This window comes from Parvibaculum sp. (assembly GCF_049671045.1).
Taxonomy (GTDB): domain Bacteria; phylum Pseudomonadota; class Alphaproteobacteria; order Parvibaculales; family Parvibaculaceae; genus Parvibaculum.
This window is the reverse complement of record NZ_JBATUH010000069.1, coordinates 15,859-31,655: the sequence shown is the minus strand read 5'-3', so window position 1 is coordinate 31,655 and position 15,797 is coordinate 15,859. Positions and strand designations below refer to the sequence as shown.

Below are 15,797 nucleotides of genomic sequence, written 5' to 3'. Positions count from 1 at the left end.
GTCCGGGACCGCGTGGCCTCGCTTCCGGGCTCGATGCCGGTGCCGATGCGGACGGGGCCATCCTGCGTCTCCACGGTCGCGGCGACGGCCCAGCCGCCCGCCCCGCCCTGGCGCGCGATCTCGGCATAGGAGGCGCCGCGAAGGCCGCGGCCCGGCGAAAGAAGCGAGATCGCCTCCAGGAGATTGGTCTTGCCCGCGCCGTTCTCGCCGGTCAGCACCACGGGCCGGCCATCGAGCGCGATCTCGGCGCGGACATAGGAGCGGAAGTCGGTGACGACGAGCCGGCTCAGGCGCGAGGCGGCAGCCGCTCCAAAAGTCTCCGGAGCGCCGGTGTCGCCACTGATCGCGAAGTGCTCACCCGTTCGGGCCAACAAGATCCGTCCTACTCAAAGCATCTGGTTCAAGCGCGATCCTCCGGCAGGCCGCCATGCCCGAAGGCACGAGCGAAAGCAGGCCGCGGCCACGCCCTAGACGCGCATTGGCATCAGCACATAAATCGCCTTGTCGTCGTCGCTGTCGCGCACGAGCGTCGGCGAGCCTGAATCCGCAAGCGCAAAAGTCGCCTCAGCGCCGTCGAGCTGCCCGGTAATGTCGAGCAGGTAACGCGCGTTGAAGCCGATTTCGAGCGGCGCGCTCGAATAGGAAACCGAAAGCTCCTCGGTGGCGCTGCCGGAATCCGGATTGGTGACCGAGAGGGTCAGGCGGCCGTCGTCGAGATTGAGCTTCACGGCGCGGGACTTCTCGGTCGAGATCGTCGAAACGCGGTCCACCGCTTCCGCGAAGCGCTTGCCGTCCACCTGCAGGACCTTGTCGTTATCGGCCGGGATGACGCGCCCGTAATCCGGGAACGTGCCGTCGATGAGCTTGGAGGTCAGCACGACGCCGGCGAACTCGAAGCGGATCTTCGTTTCCGAAACGCCGACCGAGATCGCGCCCGTATGGCCTTCGAGAAGCTTCTGGAGCTCGAGCACGGTCTTGCGCGGCACGATGACGCCCGGCATGCCGGAGGCGCCTTCGGGCAGCTCGTGATCGACCTGCGCGAGCCGGTGCCCGTCGGTCGCCACCGCGCGCAGGGCCCGCGTCTTGCCGCTCTCGACGGCATGGAGATAGATGCCGTTCAGATAGTAGCGCGTCTCCTCGGTCGAGATCGCGAAGCGCGTCTTGTCGATCAGGCGGCGCATCGCCTCTGCGGGCACCTCGAAGCGGTGCGGCAGTTGCCCGGCCGCCATGGCCGGAAAATCCTCCAGCGGCAGCGCCTGGAGCGCGAAGCGCGAGCGGCCCGCCGTGAGCTGGAGGCGGCCTTCATCGGCGCCCGTCGAAAGCTCGACCTGGGCGCCGTCCGGGAGCTTTCGCACAATGTCGTAAAGCGTGTGCGCGGGCGCGGTCGTGCCGCCCTTCTGCGCCACATCGGCGTCGATCGCCTCCACCACCTCGATGTCGAGATCGGTCGCCGTCAGGCTCAACTGCCCATTATCCGCCCTGATGAGCACATTGGAGAGAATGGGAATCGTGTTGCGCCGCTCGACGACGGATTGCACATGGTTGAGAGACTTGAGAAGTGCGCCGCGTTCGATCGTGATCTTCATGGTCTCTCTTCGGTCCCCCGTTTGGGCGCACGGCCCCAGCCTATGGACGCTTTCAGCACCAGCTTTCCGCCGGATCCGATCCGCATTTCGAATGCTGCCGGGAAGGCTCCGCGCCAGACGCCGAGAAATGGCGGGCGCGTCCGGTCCCCGGGGAGCACACGGAACCAGGAAGTCGGAAGACGGTCCTGCAGGCCCCTTTGCGGGGTCCATCCGGGCGCGCCCCGGCCGATGCCGGAAATCCGCAGAAAATATTCGGCGAAAGTATAGCAGAACCGGCGCGCGATGCACGTTTTTCGGTGCTTCGGACATGCTTCAGGGAGGACTGTAAGCCCCTGAATCAGCAAGTATTTTTCGCAGGCTTCGGGGGCCCGGCTCAGCTCGAGCCGCCGCCGCCCTCCAGCATCCGGCGCAGCAGGTCGACATCCTCGTCCATGCCCGAATCAGCGGCCCGCAATTCGTCGATCTTGCGGACGGCATGGATGACCGTCGTGTGGTCGCGGCCGCCGAATTTCCGGCCGATCTCCGGCAGCGAGCGCGTGGTGAGCTGCTTGGAGAGATACATCGCCACCTGGCGGGGGCGCGCAACCGCGCGGGCCCGGCGGGCCGAGAGCATGTCGGCGAGGCGGACGTTGTAATATTCCGCCACGCGGCGCTGGATTTCCTCGATGGTGACGCGGCGGTCGTTGCAGCGCAGAAGGTCGCGCAACACATCCTGCGCCATTTCGAGCGTGATCGGACGGCCGACAAGCGAGGCATAGGCGACCACGCGCTTCAGCGCCCCCTCGAGCTCCCGCACGTTGGAGACGATGCGGTGGGCGAGGAATTCGAGCACGCCGGGCGGGATCGTCACCATGGGGCCGGCGCGGCTCGCCATCTCCTCGGCCTTGGCCTGAAGAATGCCGAGGCGAAGCTCGTAATCGGTCGGGTGAATATCGGCGGCAAGCCCCCAGCCGAGGCGCGAGCGGATGCGCTCCTCGATGCCTTCGAGATCGGAGGGCGAGCGGTCGGCGGAGATGATGACCTGCCGGTTGTGGTCGATCAGCGCGTTGAAGGTGTGGAAGAACTCCTCCTGCGTCGAATCCTTGCCGGAGATGAACTGCACGTCGTCGATCATCAGCACGTCGACCGTGCGGAACTGCTGCTTGAAGGCCATGGTGTCCTTGAAGCGAAGCGCACGCACGAACTGGTACATGAACTTTTCAGCCGACAGGTAGAGCACCTTGCGCTCCGGCTGACGGCGGCGGATTTCCCAGGCGATGGCGTGCATGAGATGCGTCTTGCCGAGGCCGACGCCGCCATAAAGGAAAAGCGGATTGAAGGTGACATCGGTCGCCTCGGCGACGCGGCGCGCGGCCGCATGGGCAAGCTCGTTCGACTTGCCGACGACGAAGGCATCGAAGGTGAAACGCGGATCGAGCGGCGCGCCGACGCCGGCATCCTCGAAGCCGGGAGGCACGGGTGCGGCGGAGGGGACGGCCTGCATGGCGGGCGCGGCCTGCGTCCTCACCGGCGCGGGCGCAGCCACGGGCTTCGCCTCGTTCTCACGCGCCTGAAGGGACACGCTCCTCGGCGCGGCCGGAGCCTCGCCCGCGGCCATATTGGCCGGACGTGTCCGCACCAGCACGTCGATGCGGGTGAAAGCGGGGTTCTCCTCGCTCCAGAGCGTCGAGAGACGCTCCTCATAGTGGGAGAGCAGCCAGTTGCGGATGAAGCGCGTCGGCACGCCCAGCACGACGCGGTTGCCTTCGACGCCGATCAGTTCGATCTGCTTGAACCAGCTGTTGAAGGTCGCCTCGCCGAGCTCGGCATGAAGACGCGCGCGCACGCGCCGCCACTGTTCATTGAGCCCAGCTTCCGACACCACTCCAAATCCCAATTCAGATTCCGAAAAACTCTCCGGCGACGATGTATCTCCGATGCCCACAGCCGCTCCCTCCGGAAGCCCGGCCGGACCGGCCAGCCTGTCGCCCGCCGACCTGAACGCAGATTTTGCCGTGGAAACCTGCTTGTTCTCGTTCACGACCTCTACCCCTCATTCTCACTCCGGCCCCGCACATCGCCGGAATTTGAAACCGGATTCCCCAATCCGGCCGTCCGTATCTTCCAATCTTCCCCCGCCCAACCCAGGGCCGGCACACCCCCTCCTGATCTAGCTCTGCACCCAGGGCAGTCCGCCCGCCTTCCAGCCGGTGCGCCGCCCCCTGTGGCGCCCCTCGTCCAGATCGCCCTCGAAACCGCCGGTGACGTTGTAACAGGCGCCGAAGCCTGCCTGCGTCAGCGCGACGGCCGCCGCCTTGCTGCGCGCGCCCGAGCGGCACAGAAAGAGCACCGGCGCGGATTTGCGTCCCTCGCCCAGCGCGCCGGCAACATCGGCGACGAAGGAGGGGTTCAGCGACATGGCCGGAAAAACCTGCCATTCGGAAAGGAGCGGCTCCTTGCCGATCGAGCCGAGATCGGGAACGCCGACGAAGGACCACTCCGCGCGCGTGCGCACATCGACCAGGACCGCGTCGGGATTGGCAGAGAGCACGCGCCAGGCCTCATCGACCGAAACGTCGCCCGCGTAATCCGCCGGCTTCTGCCCGAGGATCTGCGGTGTCGCGTTTTCGTTCGTCTTGCCCGGCATCGGCGGCTCTCCCAAACATTCGCTTCGCGCACCCGGTCGTCATGAGCGCGCATTCCTGTGCGGCGATAATTCCTAGTGGAATTTCGCCGTCCCGTCACTCAAAACTGTCTGGATACTTTTGGCTGCCCGAAACGGTACAATCGAATACTGTGATTGGACGAATTTTTACTGAAAAACGACAGTATTCATTAGTACCCCCGAGGTCTTCAACCATACCCGCCGGGACCCGGGGAGGCAAGCGGAAGAATCGGCAGCGTCAAAAAAAGTTCGCGCCGGAGACGCATCTGCAACGCTTCGAACGCACTCGCACCGATGAAAATTCGCAAGCGCGGAAACGCGCGAGCGACGTGTGCGAACGAAACCGCAATGATGTTCGCAAGTTGCGTCACTTCGCGTTTGCGAGCATTCGCATGCGCGCGCAGCATGACGAAAAAGCGCTCGCGCAGTTAGACATTCGACGTCATCGCAAAACGCGAAATGAAAAAGCCCGCGATGTTTGCGGGCTTCAAACATGCGCGTATGAACGCGCCGTCTCAGGATAGGATCAGGCGCCGAGCGCCTTCACGCGCGATGCCAGACGCGACACCTTGCGCGAGGCGGTGTTCTTGTGGATCACGCCCTTCTGCGCGGCGCGCATGATTTCAGGCTCTGCGTTCTTCAGCGCCGCGGTGGCAGCTTCCTTGTTGCCGCTGGCGATCGCTTCCTCGACCTTGCGGATGAAGGTGCGCATACGCGAACGGCGATCCTTGTTGACCTCGGTGCGGGCCGCAATCTTGCGGATTGCCTTTTTTGCGGAGGGTGTGTTCGCCATCGATCCTTGACCTTTGTCTCACCGGACATCCCACGATGCCGGCGCAAAATTCATGCTGGATCGCGAGACACCGATTTTCCGGTGAACCAAATTCCGGCCAAAGGGGCCTCGCGCCTTTTTCGGAACAGGCAGCCGCGCGCCGAAGGCACGGGCCAGCTCTTTCCGGGAGCGCGCGTTATACGCGGGGGGCGCGCCCTCGTCAACCGGCCGGGAAATCCGGCCGGCTCAGCGATTCTTGAAGGCGGGCGGGCGCTTTTCGATGAAGGCGGCCATGCCTTCCTTCTGGTCCCCGGTCGCGAACATCGAATGGAAGAGCCGCCGCTCGAAGCGCACGCCCTCGGCCAGCGTCGTTTCATAGGCGCGATTGACCGATTCCTTCGTCATCATGGCGATGGGGAGCGACATGGCGGCGATCTGCGCGGCGACCTTCAAAGCCTCGTCGAGAAGTTCAGCGAGCGGCACGACACAGCTCACAAGGCCCGAGCGCTCGGCCTCGGCGGCGTCCATCATGCGGCCGGTCAGGCACATTTCCATCGCCTTCGACTTGCCGACGAAGCGCGTCAGCCGCTGGGTGCCGCCAGCGCCAGGCATGACGCCGAGCTTGATCTCGGGCTGGCCGAAGCGCGCATTGTCGGCGCAGATGATGAAGTCGCACATCATCGCAAGCTCGCAGCCGCCGCCAAGCGCGAAGCCCGCCACCGCCGCGATGACGGGCTTGCGGCAGCGCGTCACCCGCTCCCAGTTCGCGGTGATGAAATCCTCGCCATAAACATCCATGTAGGATTTCGACTGCATCTCCTTGATGTCGGCGCCGGCCGCAAAAGCCTTCTGCGAGCCGGTGATGACGATGCAGCGAATGGCCGCGTCGGCCTCGAAGACATCGAGCGCAAGCGACAACTCGTCCATCAGCACCTTGTTGAGCGCATTGAGCGCATCCGGCCTGTTCAGCGTGATCAGTCCGACCGCATCCTTCGTCTCGACCAGAATGTTCTGGTAGGCCATCCCTGCTTCCCCTGCTCCGATGTTTCCGCTCGCCCGGCCCCGTATCAATCGGGCTCGATCGAGAAACGCACCTCCGTGCCGCCATCCTTCGCGGGCACGGTCTGAATTTCGAGGCGCTCGCCCTCGCGGCGGAAAACGAGAAGATCCCTGATGAGTTCGAGCTTCTTCTGCCGCGTCCAGCCGAGTTGCGGCAAGGTCTCGGCGTAGAAGGCCCTCACATCCGCCGCGGCGACATGGCCGCTGGCGACGCTGCGCACGATGCGGCCGTTCGGCTTGTCGAAGACGATGCCGCCATCGCCCGTCTCGTGGAGCCCTTCCATGAGCGGCATGTCCTCGATCGCGTCGAGATAGCCGGCAGTCTCGGCCGCCGCGCTCCATGCGAAACCCGCGAGACAGAGAAGAAGTCCGGCAGCCAAGGCCCTGATCTTCATCGAAGAGCGATCCCCCAATCCGTCACCTCCGGCGCTACCGCTGGCATTGCGGACAATAGAATGTCGAGCGGCCGGACTGCACCACACGCCTGACCGTACCGCCGCATCCCGGTTTTGAACAGGGCTCGCCTTTGCGGTCGTAAACGGCGAAGGCGTGCTGGAAATAGCCCAGTTCCCCGTCCGTATGCGCATAGTCGCGCAAGGTGGAGCCGCCAGCCGCGATCGCATCCGTCAGAACGTCGCGGATGGCGCGGGCGAGCCTTTCGGCGCGCAAGGGACCGGCCACGCCCGACGCCGCGCGATTGGGGGAGACGCCCGCGCGATGCAGCGCCTCGCAGACATAGATGTTGCCGAGGCCCGCGACCGTTCGCTGATCGAGAAGCGCCGCCTTGATCGGCGCGCGGCGTCCCTTCAGCCGGTCGCCGAGAACAGCCGCCGAAAATTCATTGCCGAGGGGCTCGGGCCCGAGATCCTTCAGATGCCGGTTCGCATCGAGCGCCCCCCCGGCTATGAGGTCCATGAAGCCGAAGCGGCGGTGATCGGAATAAACGATACGGGTGCCGTCCTCCATATCGAAAACGATATGGTCGTGCGGCGCCCCGCCCGCGCCCGCCGTCGCCCCATGATGAAAGCGGCCAGGCGCGGCAGGCGCCGCCGCATCGGGCGCGTGAATGGTGAAACGGCCCGACATGCCGAGATGGACGAGCAGCACCTCGTCGCCTTCGAGGCGGGCGAGAATATATTTGGCGCGCCGGTCCAGCCGCTCGACGCGTCGGCCGGCGAGCCTTTCGGCAAAGCGTTCGGGAAGCGGATAGCGCAGATCGGGGCGGCGCTGAAGCACGCGCGCGATGCGCCGGCCCTCCAGCGCGGGAGCAAGGCCCCGGCGGACCGTTTCGACTTCGGGAAGTTCGGGCATTTTGTCCTTCGCAAACTACGCCCGCGAAAGTAGCGCCGTTCCGGGGCCTGCGCTATGGTCCGCCCGATGAACGCCAGGATCGAAGAAATGAACACGCAATCCGCCCCGGACGCCCGCCCCCATGCGGGGGAAAGCGCCGGAGAAAGCGGCGAGCCGACGACGCATTTCGGCTTCAGGACCGTTCCCGAAGCCGAGAAGGTGAAGCTCGTTCACGACGTGTTCGAGCAGGTCGCCTCGCGCTACGACCTCATGAACGATCTCATGTCGGGCGGGCTTCATCGCGCCTGGAAACAGGCGATGATCGACTGGCTCAATCCGCCGCGGGGCGAGCGGCCCTTCAGGCTCATCGACGTTGCGGGCGGCACGGGCGACATCGCCTTCCGCTTTCTCGAACGGGCGGGCCCCGGAGCCCATGTCTCGGTCTGCGACATCAACCCGCACATGCTCGCCGTCGGTCGGAGCCGCGCGGAAGCGCAGCAATTCGGCGGGCGCGTCGAGTTCGCCTGCGGCAATGCGGAGGCGCTTCCCTTTCCCGACCGCTCCTTCGACGCCTACACCATCGCCTTCGGCATCCGCAATGTGACGCATGTCGAAAAGGCGCTGGAAGAGGCCTTCCGTGTGCTGAAGCCGGGCGGGCGCTTCCTCTGCCTCGAATTCTCGCAGGTGTCGGTGCCCGTGCTCGACAGCATCTATGACGCCTATTCCTTCAGCGCGATCCCCAAAATGGGCGAATGGGTCACGGGGAATGGCGAGCCCTATCAATATCTCGTCGAGAGCATCCGCCGCTTTCCGCCGCAGCAGCGCTTCAAGTCCATGATCGAGGCGCAAGGCTTCGCCCGGGTCCAATACAGGAATCTGACCGGCGGTGTCGCCGCGATGCATTCCGGCTGGCGTCTTTAAGGGAAAGACGCGCCGATGTTCCGCGCCATTCGCAATCTCACGCGCCTCGTGCGCGCCGGCCGCGTGCTCGCGCGGCACGATGCGCTCTTTCCGCTGGAACTAAGGGGCGAGATGCCGGCGGCGCTCATCATGCTTCTCGCAGCGGCGAAGCTCCGCATGCCCTGGGAGGAACGCGCGGAAAGCGGCGAGGAACCGGCGGCGCGGCTTGCGACCGCGCTCGAGGCGCTCGGGCCCTCCTACATCAAGCTCGGGCAGTTTCTCGCCACCAGACCCGACATCATCGGCACCGATCTCGCGCGCGATCTGACGCGGCTTCAGGACAGGCTGCCGCCCTTTCCGATGGCGCAGGCCCGCGAAACGATCGAGGAGGAACTCGGCCAGCCCATCGGCGCCATTTTCGCTTCTCTGAGCGAGCCCATCGCCGCCGCCTCCATCGCGCAGGTCCACAAGGCGCGGACGCTTCCCGACGAGGCGCATCCCGAAGGCCGCGATGTCGCGGTCAAGGTGCTCAGGCCCGGCATCGAGGCGAGCTTCGCGCGCGACCTCGACAGCTTCCACTGGGCGGCCGAACTCATCGACCGCGCCTATCCGCCCGCGCGCAGGCTCAGACCGGTCGAGATCGTCGAAACGCTCGCCGAAAGCGTGAAGATCGAGATGGATCTGCGGCTCGAGGCCGCCGCCATGTCCGAGATGGCCGAAAACGTGGCCAACGACAAGGGCTTCCGCGTGCCCGCCGTCGACTGGGAGCACACGGCGCGCCGCGTGCTGACGCTCGAATGGATCGACGGCATTCCCGCCTCCGACCGCGAGGCGCTGATCGCCGCCGGTCACGACATGAAGAGGCTCGGCACGCAGCTCATCCAGTCCTTCCTCACCCATGCGCTGCGCGACGGCTTCTTCCATGCCGATATGCATCAGGGAAATCTCTTCGTCGACGGGAAGGGCACGCTCGTCGCGGTCGATTTCGGCATCATGGGCAGGCTCGACGAAACGCAGCGCCGCATGATGGCGGAAATTCTCTACGGCTTCGTGCTGCGCGACTACCGCCGCGTGGCGGAGATCCATTTCCAGGCAGGCTATGTGCCCTACACGAAGAGCATCGACGCTTTCGCGCAGGCGCTGCGCGCGGTGGGCGAGCCGATCTTCGGGCGGCCCGCGCGCGATGTTTCCATGGGGCGGCTCCTCGCGCAGCTCTTTCAGGTCACTGAACAATTCGACATGAAAACGCGGCCGGAACTCATCCTGCTGCAAAAGACCATGGTGGTGATCGAGGGCGTCGCGCGGCATTTCGATCCCGACCACAATATCTGGGACAGCGCGGAGCCCGTGCTCAAGGCGTGGATGATGGAGCGCCTCGCGCCCGAAACGCGGCTCGAGGAGGCGGCGGCGGGCGCCGCCCAGCTCGGCCGCCTCGTCGGCCAGCTCCCGACGCTCATCGACCGGGCCGAACGCATGGGGCGGTTCTTTTCAGACAGTATCGACGAGCAGGGGCTGAAGCTCCATCCCGACTCGACCGACGCCATCGCCCGCGCCCAGAAGAAGGGCGCATGGGGCCCCGCCATTCTCTGGGCCGTCGCCGGCGCGGCGCTCGCGCTTCTCATCCTGCAGCTCGTCTGAGCAGCCCCGGTGCAGGTTGGCCCATATACCGGCGCAAAAATTTACCGATCCGGCAGTGTGACGTTTTTTATCTCCACATTGGGCGCGTAGAACCCTATATTCCCCCCTGCCCGGCCGAAACGCGCCCGGGCAAAACCGCCCAAGCCGGAGAACCAGCCAAGTGAGTGACGCCGCGACGCTCCGCAACCGCCGCATCCTGCTCATCATAGGGGGCGGAATCGCAGCCTATAAGTGTCTCGAACTGATCCGCCGCCTGCGCGAGAAGGGCGCGGGCGTGCGCGCGATCCTGACCGCGGCGGGGGCGGAATTCGTGACCCCGCTCTCGGTCGGCACGCTCACCGGGGACAAGGTGTTCCGGGAACTCTTCGACCTCACCACCGAGGCCGAAATTGGCCATATCGAGCTTTCGCGTTCCGCCGATCTCATCGTCGTCGCGCCTGCGACCGCGGATCTCATGGCGAAGATGGCGGCAGGCCTTGCCGGCGATCTCGCTACCACGGTGCTTCTCGCCACCGACAAGCCCGTGCTCATTGCCCCGGCCATGAACGTCCGCATGTGGAACCACCGCGCGACGCAGCGCAATATCGAACAGCTCATGGCCGACGGGATCGGCTTCATCGGCCCCAATGAAGGCGACATGGCCTGCGGCGAATTCGGCCCCGGCCGCATGGCGGAGCCCGCCGAAATTCTCGCCGCCATCGAAAATCATTTCTCGGAATTCGCCTTTTCGGGCGAACAACCGCTCAAGGGGCTCAGGGCGCTCGTGACCTCGGGCCCGACGCATGAGCCGATCGACCCGGTGCGCTATCTCGCCAACCGCTCCTCGGGCAAGCAGGGCCACGCCATCGCCGCCGCGCTCGCGCGGCTCGGCGCCGATACCGTGCTCGTCTCGGGGCCGACCATCCTTCCCGATCCGCCCGGCGTCGATGTGCGCCGCGTGGAGACGGCGCGTGAAATGCTCGCGGCCTGCGAAGCCGCACTTCCGGCCGATGTGGCGATCTGCGCCGCCGCCGTCGCGGACTGGCGCGTCGATGTCGATGCCTCGCAGAAGATCAAGAAGGAGCCGGGCGCAAGCGCGCCGGAACTCAGGCTCGTCGAGAACCCGGACGTGCTCGCCACGATCTCGCACCTCGAGAGCGGCCGGCCCGAACTCGTGATCGGCTTTGCCGCCGAAACGGAAAAGGTGATCGAGCACGCCATCGCCAAGCGCAAGCGCAAGGGCTGCGACTGGATCGTCGCCAACGACGTCTCGCCGGAGACGGGCGTGATGGGCGGCGAACTCAACACCGTTCATCTCATCACGGGCGGGGGACAGGAAGACTGGCCGCTGCTGCCGAAGCAGGCCGTCGCCGAGCGCCTTGTCCGCCGCATCCTCACCCATTTCACCGAGAAGGGTTCGCGCGCATGACGAATACCGTCCGCATCGCCGTCCAGCGGCTGGCGCATGGCGAGGGGCTCGGCCTTCCCCGTTACGAGACGGAGGGCGCGGCCGGCATGGACCTTCTCGCCGCGCTGCCCGAGGCCGAGCCGCTGACGCTCGCTCCCGGCGCGCGCGCCCTCGTGCCGACGGGGCTTGCCATCGCCCTGCCGCGAGGCTTCGAGGCGCAGGTGCGGCCGCGCTCGGGCCTTGCCGCCAAGAACGGCGTCACGGTGCTCAACTCGCCCGGCACGATCGATTGCGACTATCGGGGCGAGGTGAAAGTCATTCTGGTGAATCTGGGGGCGGAGCCTTTCGTCATCACTCGCGGCGCGCGGATCGCGCAGATGGTGGTGGCGCCGGTGACACAGGCTCAACTTGCCGAGGTCGAGACGCTCGACGACACGCTTCGCGGCACGGGCGGTTTCGGATCGACCGGCATCGAAGCCCGGGAGAATTGAACAGAAGCCGAGAAAGCGGGAAATCATGCTGCGTCTTTCCAAGAAAACCTGGCTCGCCCTCGAAGCCGTTGTCGATGTCGCCATCAATGCGCGGCCCGATCCCGTGCAATCGAAAGAAATCACCAAGCGTCAGGGCATTCCGCAGCGCTATCTCGAGCAGGTGATGCAGCAGCTCGTGCATGCCGGCATCCTGAAGGGCGTACGGGGGCCGCGCGGCGGCTACAGGCTGGCGCGCGAACGCCGCCGCATCACGGTCGGCGAGGTGGTGCGCGTCGTCGGCGCGATGGAATCCTCCGACGATCCCGTGACGAGCGGTCCTTCCGAGCTTGGCGAGCGCGTCATCGCGCCGCTCTGGGAAGAAGTGCAGCGCGACCTCATGGAGCGGCTCGAAAAGATCACCATCGACGATCTGTGCCGCCGGGCGGAGAATACGGGCGCGGCGAATGCCCAGCCCACGGCCGACTTCACCATCTGACCACGAGACATCACCCATTCAGGAGACGAGAATGAGCGATACGAACAAAGTGCCCGGTCGCGGTCGCATCTACGACAACATCACCGAGACCATCGGCGACACACCGCTCGTCCGGCTCAACCGGATGGCGAAGGAAGCCGGCGTCGTCGCCGACATCCTGCTCAAGCTCGAATTCTTCAATCCGCTGGCCAGCGTCAAGGACCGCATCGGCGTCGCGATGATCGAGGCGCTGGAGCGCGAGGGCAAGATCAGGCAGGACACGATCATCATCGAGCCCACCTCCGGCAATACCGGCATCGCGCTCGCCTTCGTCTGCGCGGCCAAGGGCTACAAGCTCATCCTCTGCATGCCGGAGAGCATGTCGATCGAGCGGCGCAAGATGCTGGCGCTTCTCGGCGCGCAGATCGAGCTCACCCCCGCCGACAAGGGCATGAAGGGGGCGATGGCGCGCGTCGAGGAGCTGATGCGCGAGCATCCCAACTCGGTCAGCCCGCAGCAGTTCGACAATCCGGCGAACCCGGAAATCCACAAGCGCACCACCGCCGAGGAAATCTGGAATGACACGGCCGGCAAGGTCGATGTCGTCATCTCGGGCATCGGCACCGGCGGCACCTTCACCGGCGTCGGCTCGCTGCTCAAGCCGAGGAAGCCCGGCCTGCGCATGGTCGCGGTCGAGCCCGAGGACAGCCCCGTGCTTTCCGGCGGACAGCCCGGTCCGCACAAGATCCAGGGCATCGGCGCGGGCTTCGCGCCGGGCAATCTCGACAAGACGCTCATCGACGAGGTCATCACCATCGGCAATGAGACGGCGTTCGAGACGGCCCGCAAGGCGGCGCGGATGGAAGGCATTCCGTGCGGCATCTCGTCGGGCGCGGCCATCGCCGCCGCGATCGAGGTCGGGACGCGGCCGGAGATGAAGGGCAAGACGATCGTCGCGATCATTCCCTCCTTCGCCGAACGCTATCTCTCGACGGCGCTTTTCGACGGGCTCTGATCCCTCACCGTTCCGGGCGCGGCTCGCCGCTCCCCCTTTTCGCCTTCCGGCGCCTCGGCGCCGGAGGGCGCATCGACCGTCCGCGAAGACCGGACGCGACCGAAGGTTCCGACATGCTCGCCAGGTTCAAGCTCGACGGGTTCCTCACCGCGTTGCTCCTCGTCGTTCTCGCCGCCATCGTCTGGCCCGAGGGCGGCGTCACGGGCGGGCCGCTTCGCGTCGAGTGGGTCGCGAGTTACGGCATATCCATCGTCTTCTTTCTCTACGGGCTCACGCTCGCGCCGGAACGCATGCGACAGGGGCTCGCCAAATGGCGTGTGCACATCGTGGTGCAGCTCGGCACCTTCGCGCTCTTTCCGCTCGTCATGCTTGCCTGCGGCCCGCTCCTGCGCCCGCTCCTGCCGCCCGATGCATGGCTCGGCTTCTTCTATCTCGCGGCGCTGCCGAGCACGGTCTCCTCATCCGTCGCCATGACCTCTCTCGCGCGCGGCAATGTTCCCGTGGCGATCTTCAATGCGACGCTCTCGGCCTTTCTCGGCATCTTCGTGACACCCATTCTGATGGCCTGGTTCATGGAAACGACCGGCGTCTCCATGCCCCTTGAATCCGTCATCATCAAGATCCTGCTGCTCGTCCTGTTGCCGACCGTGCTCGGACAGATCGCGCATCGCTGGCTCGCGGAGTGGACGGTGCGCAATGCGGGCTGGCTGAAATTCTGCGACCGCGCCGTCATTCTCGCCATCGTCTACAACTCGACCAGCGATTCGATCGTGGGGGGCATCTGGAGCGCGAACGACCCCTGGCTCGTCGTGACCATGACCGCCATCTCGATCGTGTTCTTCTTCGTCATCTACGAACTGATGCGGGTGCCCTGTAAGCTGCTCGGCTTCAATCGCGAGGACACGATCGCCTGCCTCTTCTGCGGATCGAAGAAGTCACTGGCGACGGGCGTGCCGCTCGGGCATGTGATCTTCGGAGCGACGCCTGCGCTCGGCCTCATCCTCGCGCCGCTGATGATCTTTCACTTCTTCCAGCTCGTGATCGTGAGCGTCATCGCCAATCGCTACGCGCAAGGGGCGGAGGCGGAAGCCGGGGCTTCGGCCTGACGCTCAGCGCCCGCGCACATTGCGGGGCAGCGTGTCCTCGCCGGCGCCCGGCCCCGCTCTCACCACGACGTCACGCGCGGAGACGGGCTCGCCGCATTCCGAGCAGACGGGCACCGTTTCCATGACATGGCCGCAGGCCTTGTGCACCCGCTCGATGGGCGGGCCCTCCTCGCCCGCCATATATTTGTCGCCCCACTGAATGAGCGCGAGCATGGCGGCGTGAAGGTCGCGGCCCTTTTCGGTGAGGCGGTATTCCTCGCGCCTCGGGCGCTCCTGATAGGCGGTCCTGGCGAGCACGCCTGCCTCGGTGAGTTTCTTCAGCCGGTCGGCGAGCACATGGCGGGCGATGCCGAGACGCCCCTCGAATTGCTCGAAGCGGCGCTGGCCGAGAAAGCATTCGCGCAGCACCATCAGCGTCCAGCGATCACCGACGACCGACAGGGTGCGGGCGAGCGAGCAGTTTTCGCGGTCGAGGTCTTCCCAACGCATCGAGATCTCCTTCGGGCCCGAGCTTAGCTTGACAGGTTCTTTTTTGGAACCCATCTTGCCGCCTGTCCGAAATCGAATTCCGGCCGGCCGGACCCCGCCCCTCCCGCTGGGGCCCGGCGCGCAGCTTTCCGGCCGAACAGAAAGCGATCCCATGAACGTCATTGCCGATCTTTCCGAGCCTGTCTTTTCGCGCGACGGCAACTTTTGGGAGCCTCATGTCGAGGCGTCCGGCCCTTTCCGCGGGCTTCATGGCGGCGCCGTCTCGGGACTGCTCGTCGCGGCGATGGAAGAGAGAGCCCGGGAAGAGGACTGGGGCGCGCCGATGACGGCTTCCGTCATCATTCTGAGGCCCGCGCCGCTCGAACGGCTCGAAACGAAGATCGAGGTGCTGCGCGCGGGCGGGCGCGTGGCGATGGCGGAGGCGACGCTCTGGGCGGGCGGCAAGCTCTACGCCAAGGCGAGCGCCTCCTTCATCAAGCCTCTCGCCATGCCCGCGCTCGAGCGGGCCGAGGCGGCGCCCGCGCCTTTCGACCCCTCGCCGCTCGCCGTCTGGGGCGCGCGCGGACCGCAGCAGAGGACCACTTTCTTCGATGCGCTCGATATTCGCGACGGCGGCAACGGCATCAAATGGGGGCGCATGAAGCGGCGTCTCGTCGCCTTCGACGCGCCCTTCGCGCAGCTTTTCGCCTTTGGCGACAATGGCACGCCCTACTGGCTCTCCGGCACCGAGTTCTGGCCGCCGCCATGGGGCTTCCCCAATATCGACATCACGGTGCATGTGTCGCGCCCGCCCGTGGGGCCGTGGGTTGGCGTCGAGCCTGACTCCGACTGGCGGCGGGAGGGCGTCGGCCTCACCGATTCGAGGCTCCACGATCAGGCGGGCCCCCTCGGCCGCGTCTGCCAGACGGTTGTCATCACGCCGCGCTGAGCCCCGGCCGGGCCGCGACCCGGCCATTGACAGCGCCG

Annotated in this window: 17 protein-coding genes; 8 read left to right on the top strand and 9 right to left on the bottom strand. The window is 65.9% G+C overall.

Translation table 11 applies throughout. The features are described 5' to 3' along the window. From WBG82_RS08725 to mutM, 8 genes are all read right to left on the bottom strand, one after another. Nucleotides 1-344, bottom strand: a 344-nt coding sequence (locus WBG82_RS08725) for an AAA family ATPase (protein ID WP_424423822.1), incomplete at its 3' end; no start/stop codon positions are given. A 123-nt stretch (nt 345-467) separates the two neighbouring features. Beyond that, nucleotides 468-1,586: a DNA polymerase III subunit beta gene (gene dnaN / locus WBG82_RS08720; RefSeq protein WP_424423820.1), complete on the bottom strand. Its 1,119-nt coding sequence runs from the start codon at nt 1,584-1,586 to the stop codon at nt 468-470. Nucleotides 1,587-1,959: 373 nt separating this feature from the next. Beyond that, nucleotides 1,960-3,450 carry a chromosomal replication initiator protein DnaA gene (gene dnaA / locus WBG82_RS08715; RefSeq protein ID WP_424423817.1) on the bottom strand — a complete coding sequence of 497 codons (1,491 nt, stop codon included), beginning with the start codon at nt 3,448-3,450 and terminating at the stop codon, nt 1,960-1,962. Between the two features lie 285 nt (nt 3,451-3,735). Then, nucleotides 3,736-4,212, bottom strand: coding sequence for a rhodanese-like domain-containing protein (locus WBG82_RS08710; protein WP_424423815.1), 477 nt, complete (start codon nt 4,210-4,212; stop codon nt 3,736-3,738). 544 nt (nt 4,213-4,756) lie between these two features. Then, nucleotides 4,757-5,023, bottom strand: coding sequence for a 30S ribosomal protein S20 (gene rpsT, locus WBG82_RS08705; protein ID WP_424423812.1), 267 nt, complete (start codon nt 5,021-5,023; stop codon nt 4,757-4,759). A 225-nt stretch (nt 5,024-5,248) separates the two neighbouring features. Then, nucleotides 5,249-6,025 carry an enoyl-CoA hydratase gene (locus WBG82_RS08700; protein WP_424423810.1) on the bottom strand — a complete coding sequence of 259 codons (777 nt, stop codon included), beginning with the start codon at nt 6,023-6,025 and terminating at the stop codon, nt 5,249-5,251. A gap of 44 nt (nt 6,026-6,069) precedes the next feature. Then, the gene (locus WBG82_RS08695; protein WP_424423807.1) at nt 6,070-6,456 is read right to left on the bottom strand and encodes a hypothetical protein; all 387 of its coding nucleotides are present in this window, start codon (nt 6,454-6,456) and stop codon (nt 6,070-6,072) included. A gap of 34 nt (nt 6,457-6,490) precedes the next feature. Continuing rightward, nucleotides 6,491-7,372, bottom strand: a complete 882-nt coding sequence (gene mutM, locus WBG82_RS08690) for a bifunctional DNA-formamidopyrimidine glycosylase/DNA-(apurinic or apyrimidinic site) lyase (RefSeq protein WP_424423804.1) — start codon at nt 7,370-7,372, stop codon at nt 6,491-6,493. An 87-nt stretch (nt 7,373-7,459) separates the two neighbouring features. Here mutM and ubiE point away from each other — a divergent pair, with 87 nt between their 5' ends. From ubiE to WBG82_RS08655, 7 genes are all read left to right on the top strand, one after another. Continuing rightward, nucleotides 7,460-8,272 (top strand): bifunctional demethylmenaquinone methyltransferase/2-methoxy-6-polyprenyl-1,4-benzoquinol methylase UbiE, encoded by an 813-nt coding sequence (ubiE, locus tag WBG82_RS08685; protein ID WP_424423801.1) that lies wholly within the window; start codon nt 7,460-7,462, stop codon nt 8,270-8,272. Between the two features lie 15 nt (nt 8,273-8,287). Beyond that, nucleotides 8,288-9,889, top strand: a complete 1,602-nt coding sequence (gene ubiB, locus WBG82_RS08680; RefSeq protein WP_424423799.1) for a 2-polyprenylphenol 6-hydroxylase — start codon at nt 8,288-8,290, stop codon at nt 9,887-9,889. Between the two features lie 160 nt (nt 9,890-10,049). Next, nucleotides 10,050-11,297 (top strand): bifunctional phosphopantothenoylcysteine decarboxylase/phosphopantothenate--cysteine ligase CoaBC, encoded by a 1,248-nt coding sequence (gene coaBC, locus WBG82_RS08675; protein WP_424423797.1) that lies wholly within the window; start codon nt 10,050-10,052, stop codon nt 11,295-11,297. Then, on the top strand, nt 11,294-11,767 hold the full coding sequence (dut, locus tag WBG82_RS08670) for a dUTP diphosphatase (protein WP_424423795.1): 474 nt from the start codon (nt 11,294-11,296) through the stop codon (nt 11,765-11,767). Before coaBC ends, dut begins: the two co-directional genes overlap by 4 nt. A gap of 25 nt (nt 11,768-11,792) precedes the next feature. Then, nucleotides 11,793-12,242 (top strand): Rrf2 family transcriptional regulator, encoded by a 450-nt coding sequence (locus WBG82_RS08665; protein WP_324298238.1) that lies wholly within the window; start codon nt 11,793-11,795, stop codon nt 12,240-12,242. Nucleotides 12,243-12,273: 31 nt separating this feature from the next. Beyond that, a complete protein-coding gene (cysK, locus tag WBG82_RS08660; protein ID WP_324298240.1) occupies nt 12,274-13,236 on the top strand; it encodes a cysteine synthase A in 963 nt (320 codons plus the stop codon). A gap of 113 nt (nt 13,237-13,349) precedes the next feature. Beyond that, on the top strand, nt 13,350-14,342 hold the full coding sequence (locus WBG82_RS08655) for a bile acid:sodium symporter family protein (RefSeq protein WP_424423790.1): 993 nt from the start codon (nt 13,350-13,352) through the stop codon (nt 14,340-14,342). 3 nt (nt 14,343-14,345) lie between these two features. Here WBG82_RS08655 and WBG82_RS08650 read toward each other — a convergent pair whose 3' ends face one another. Beyond that, complete coding sequence (locus tag WBG82_RS08650; RefSeq protein ID WP_424423788.1) at nt 14,346-14,831, bottom strand: winged helix-turn-helix transcriptional regulator; 486 nt, start codon at nt 14,829-14,831, stop codon at nt 14,346-14,348. A gap of 151 nt (nt 14,832-14,982) precedes the next feature. On the opposite strand from WBG82_RS08650, the gene WBG82_RS08645 reads away from it, so the two are divergent. Then, nucleotides 14,983-15,759: a thioesterase family protein gene (locus WBG82_RS08645; RefSeq protein ID WP_424423786.1), complete on the top strand. Its 777-nt coding sequence runs from the start codon at nt 14,983-14,985 to the stop codon at nt 15,757-15,759. The last annotated feature ends 38 nt before the right edge of the window (nt 15,760-15,797 follow it).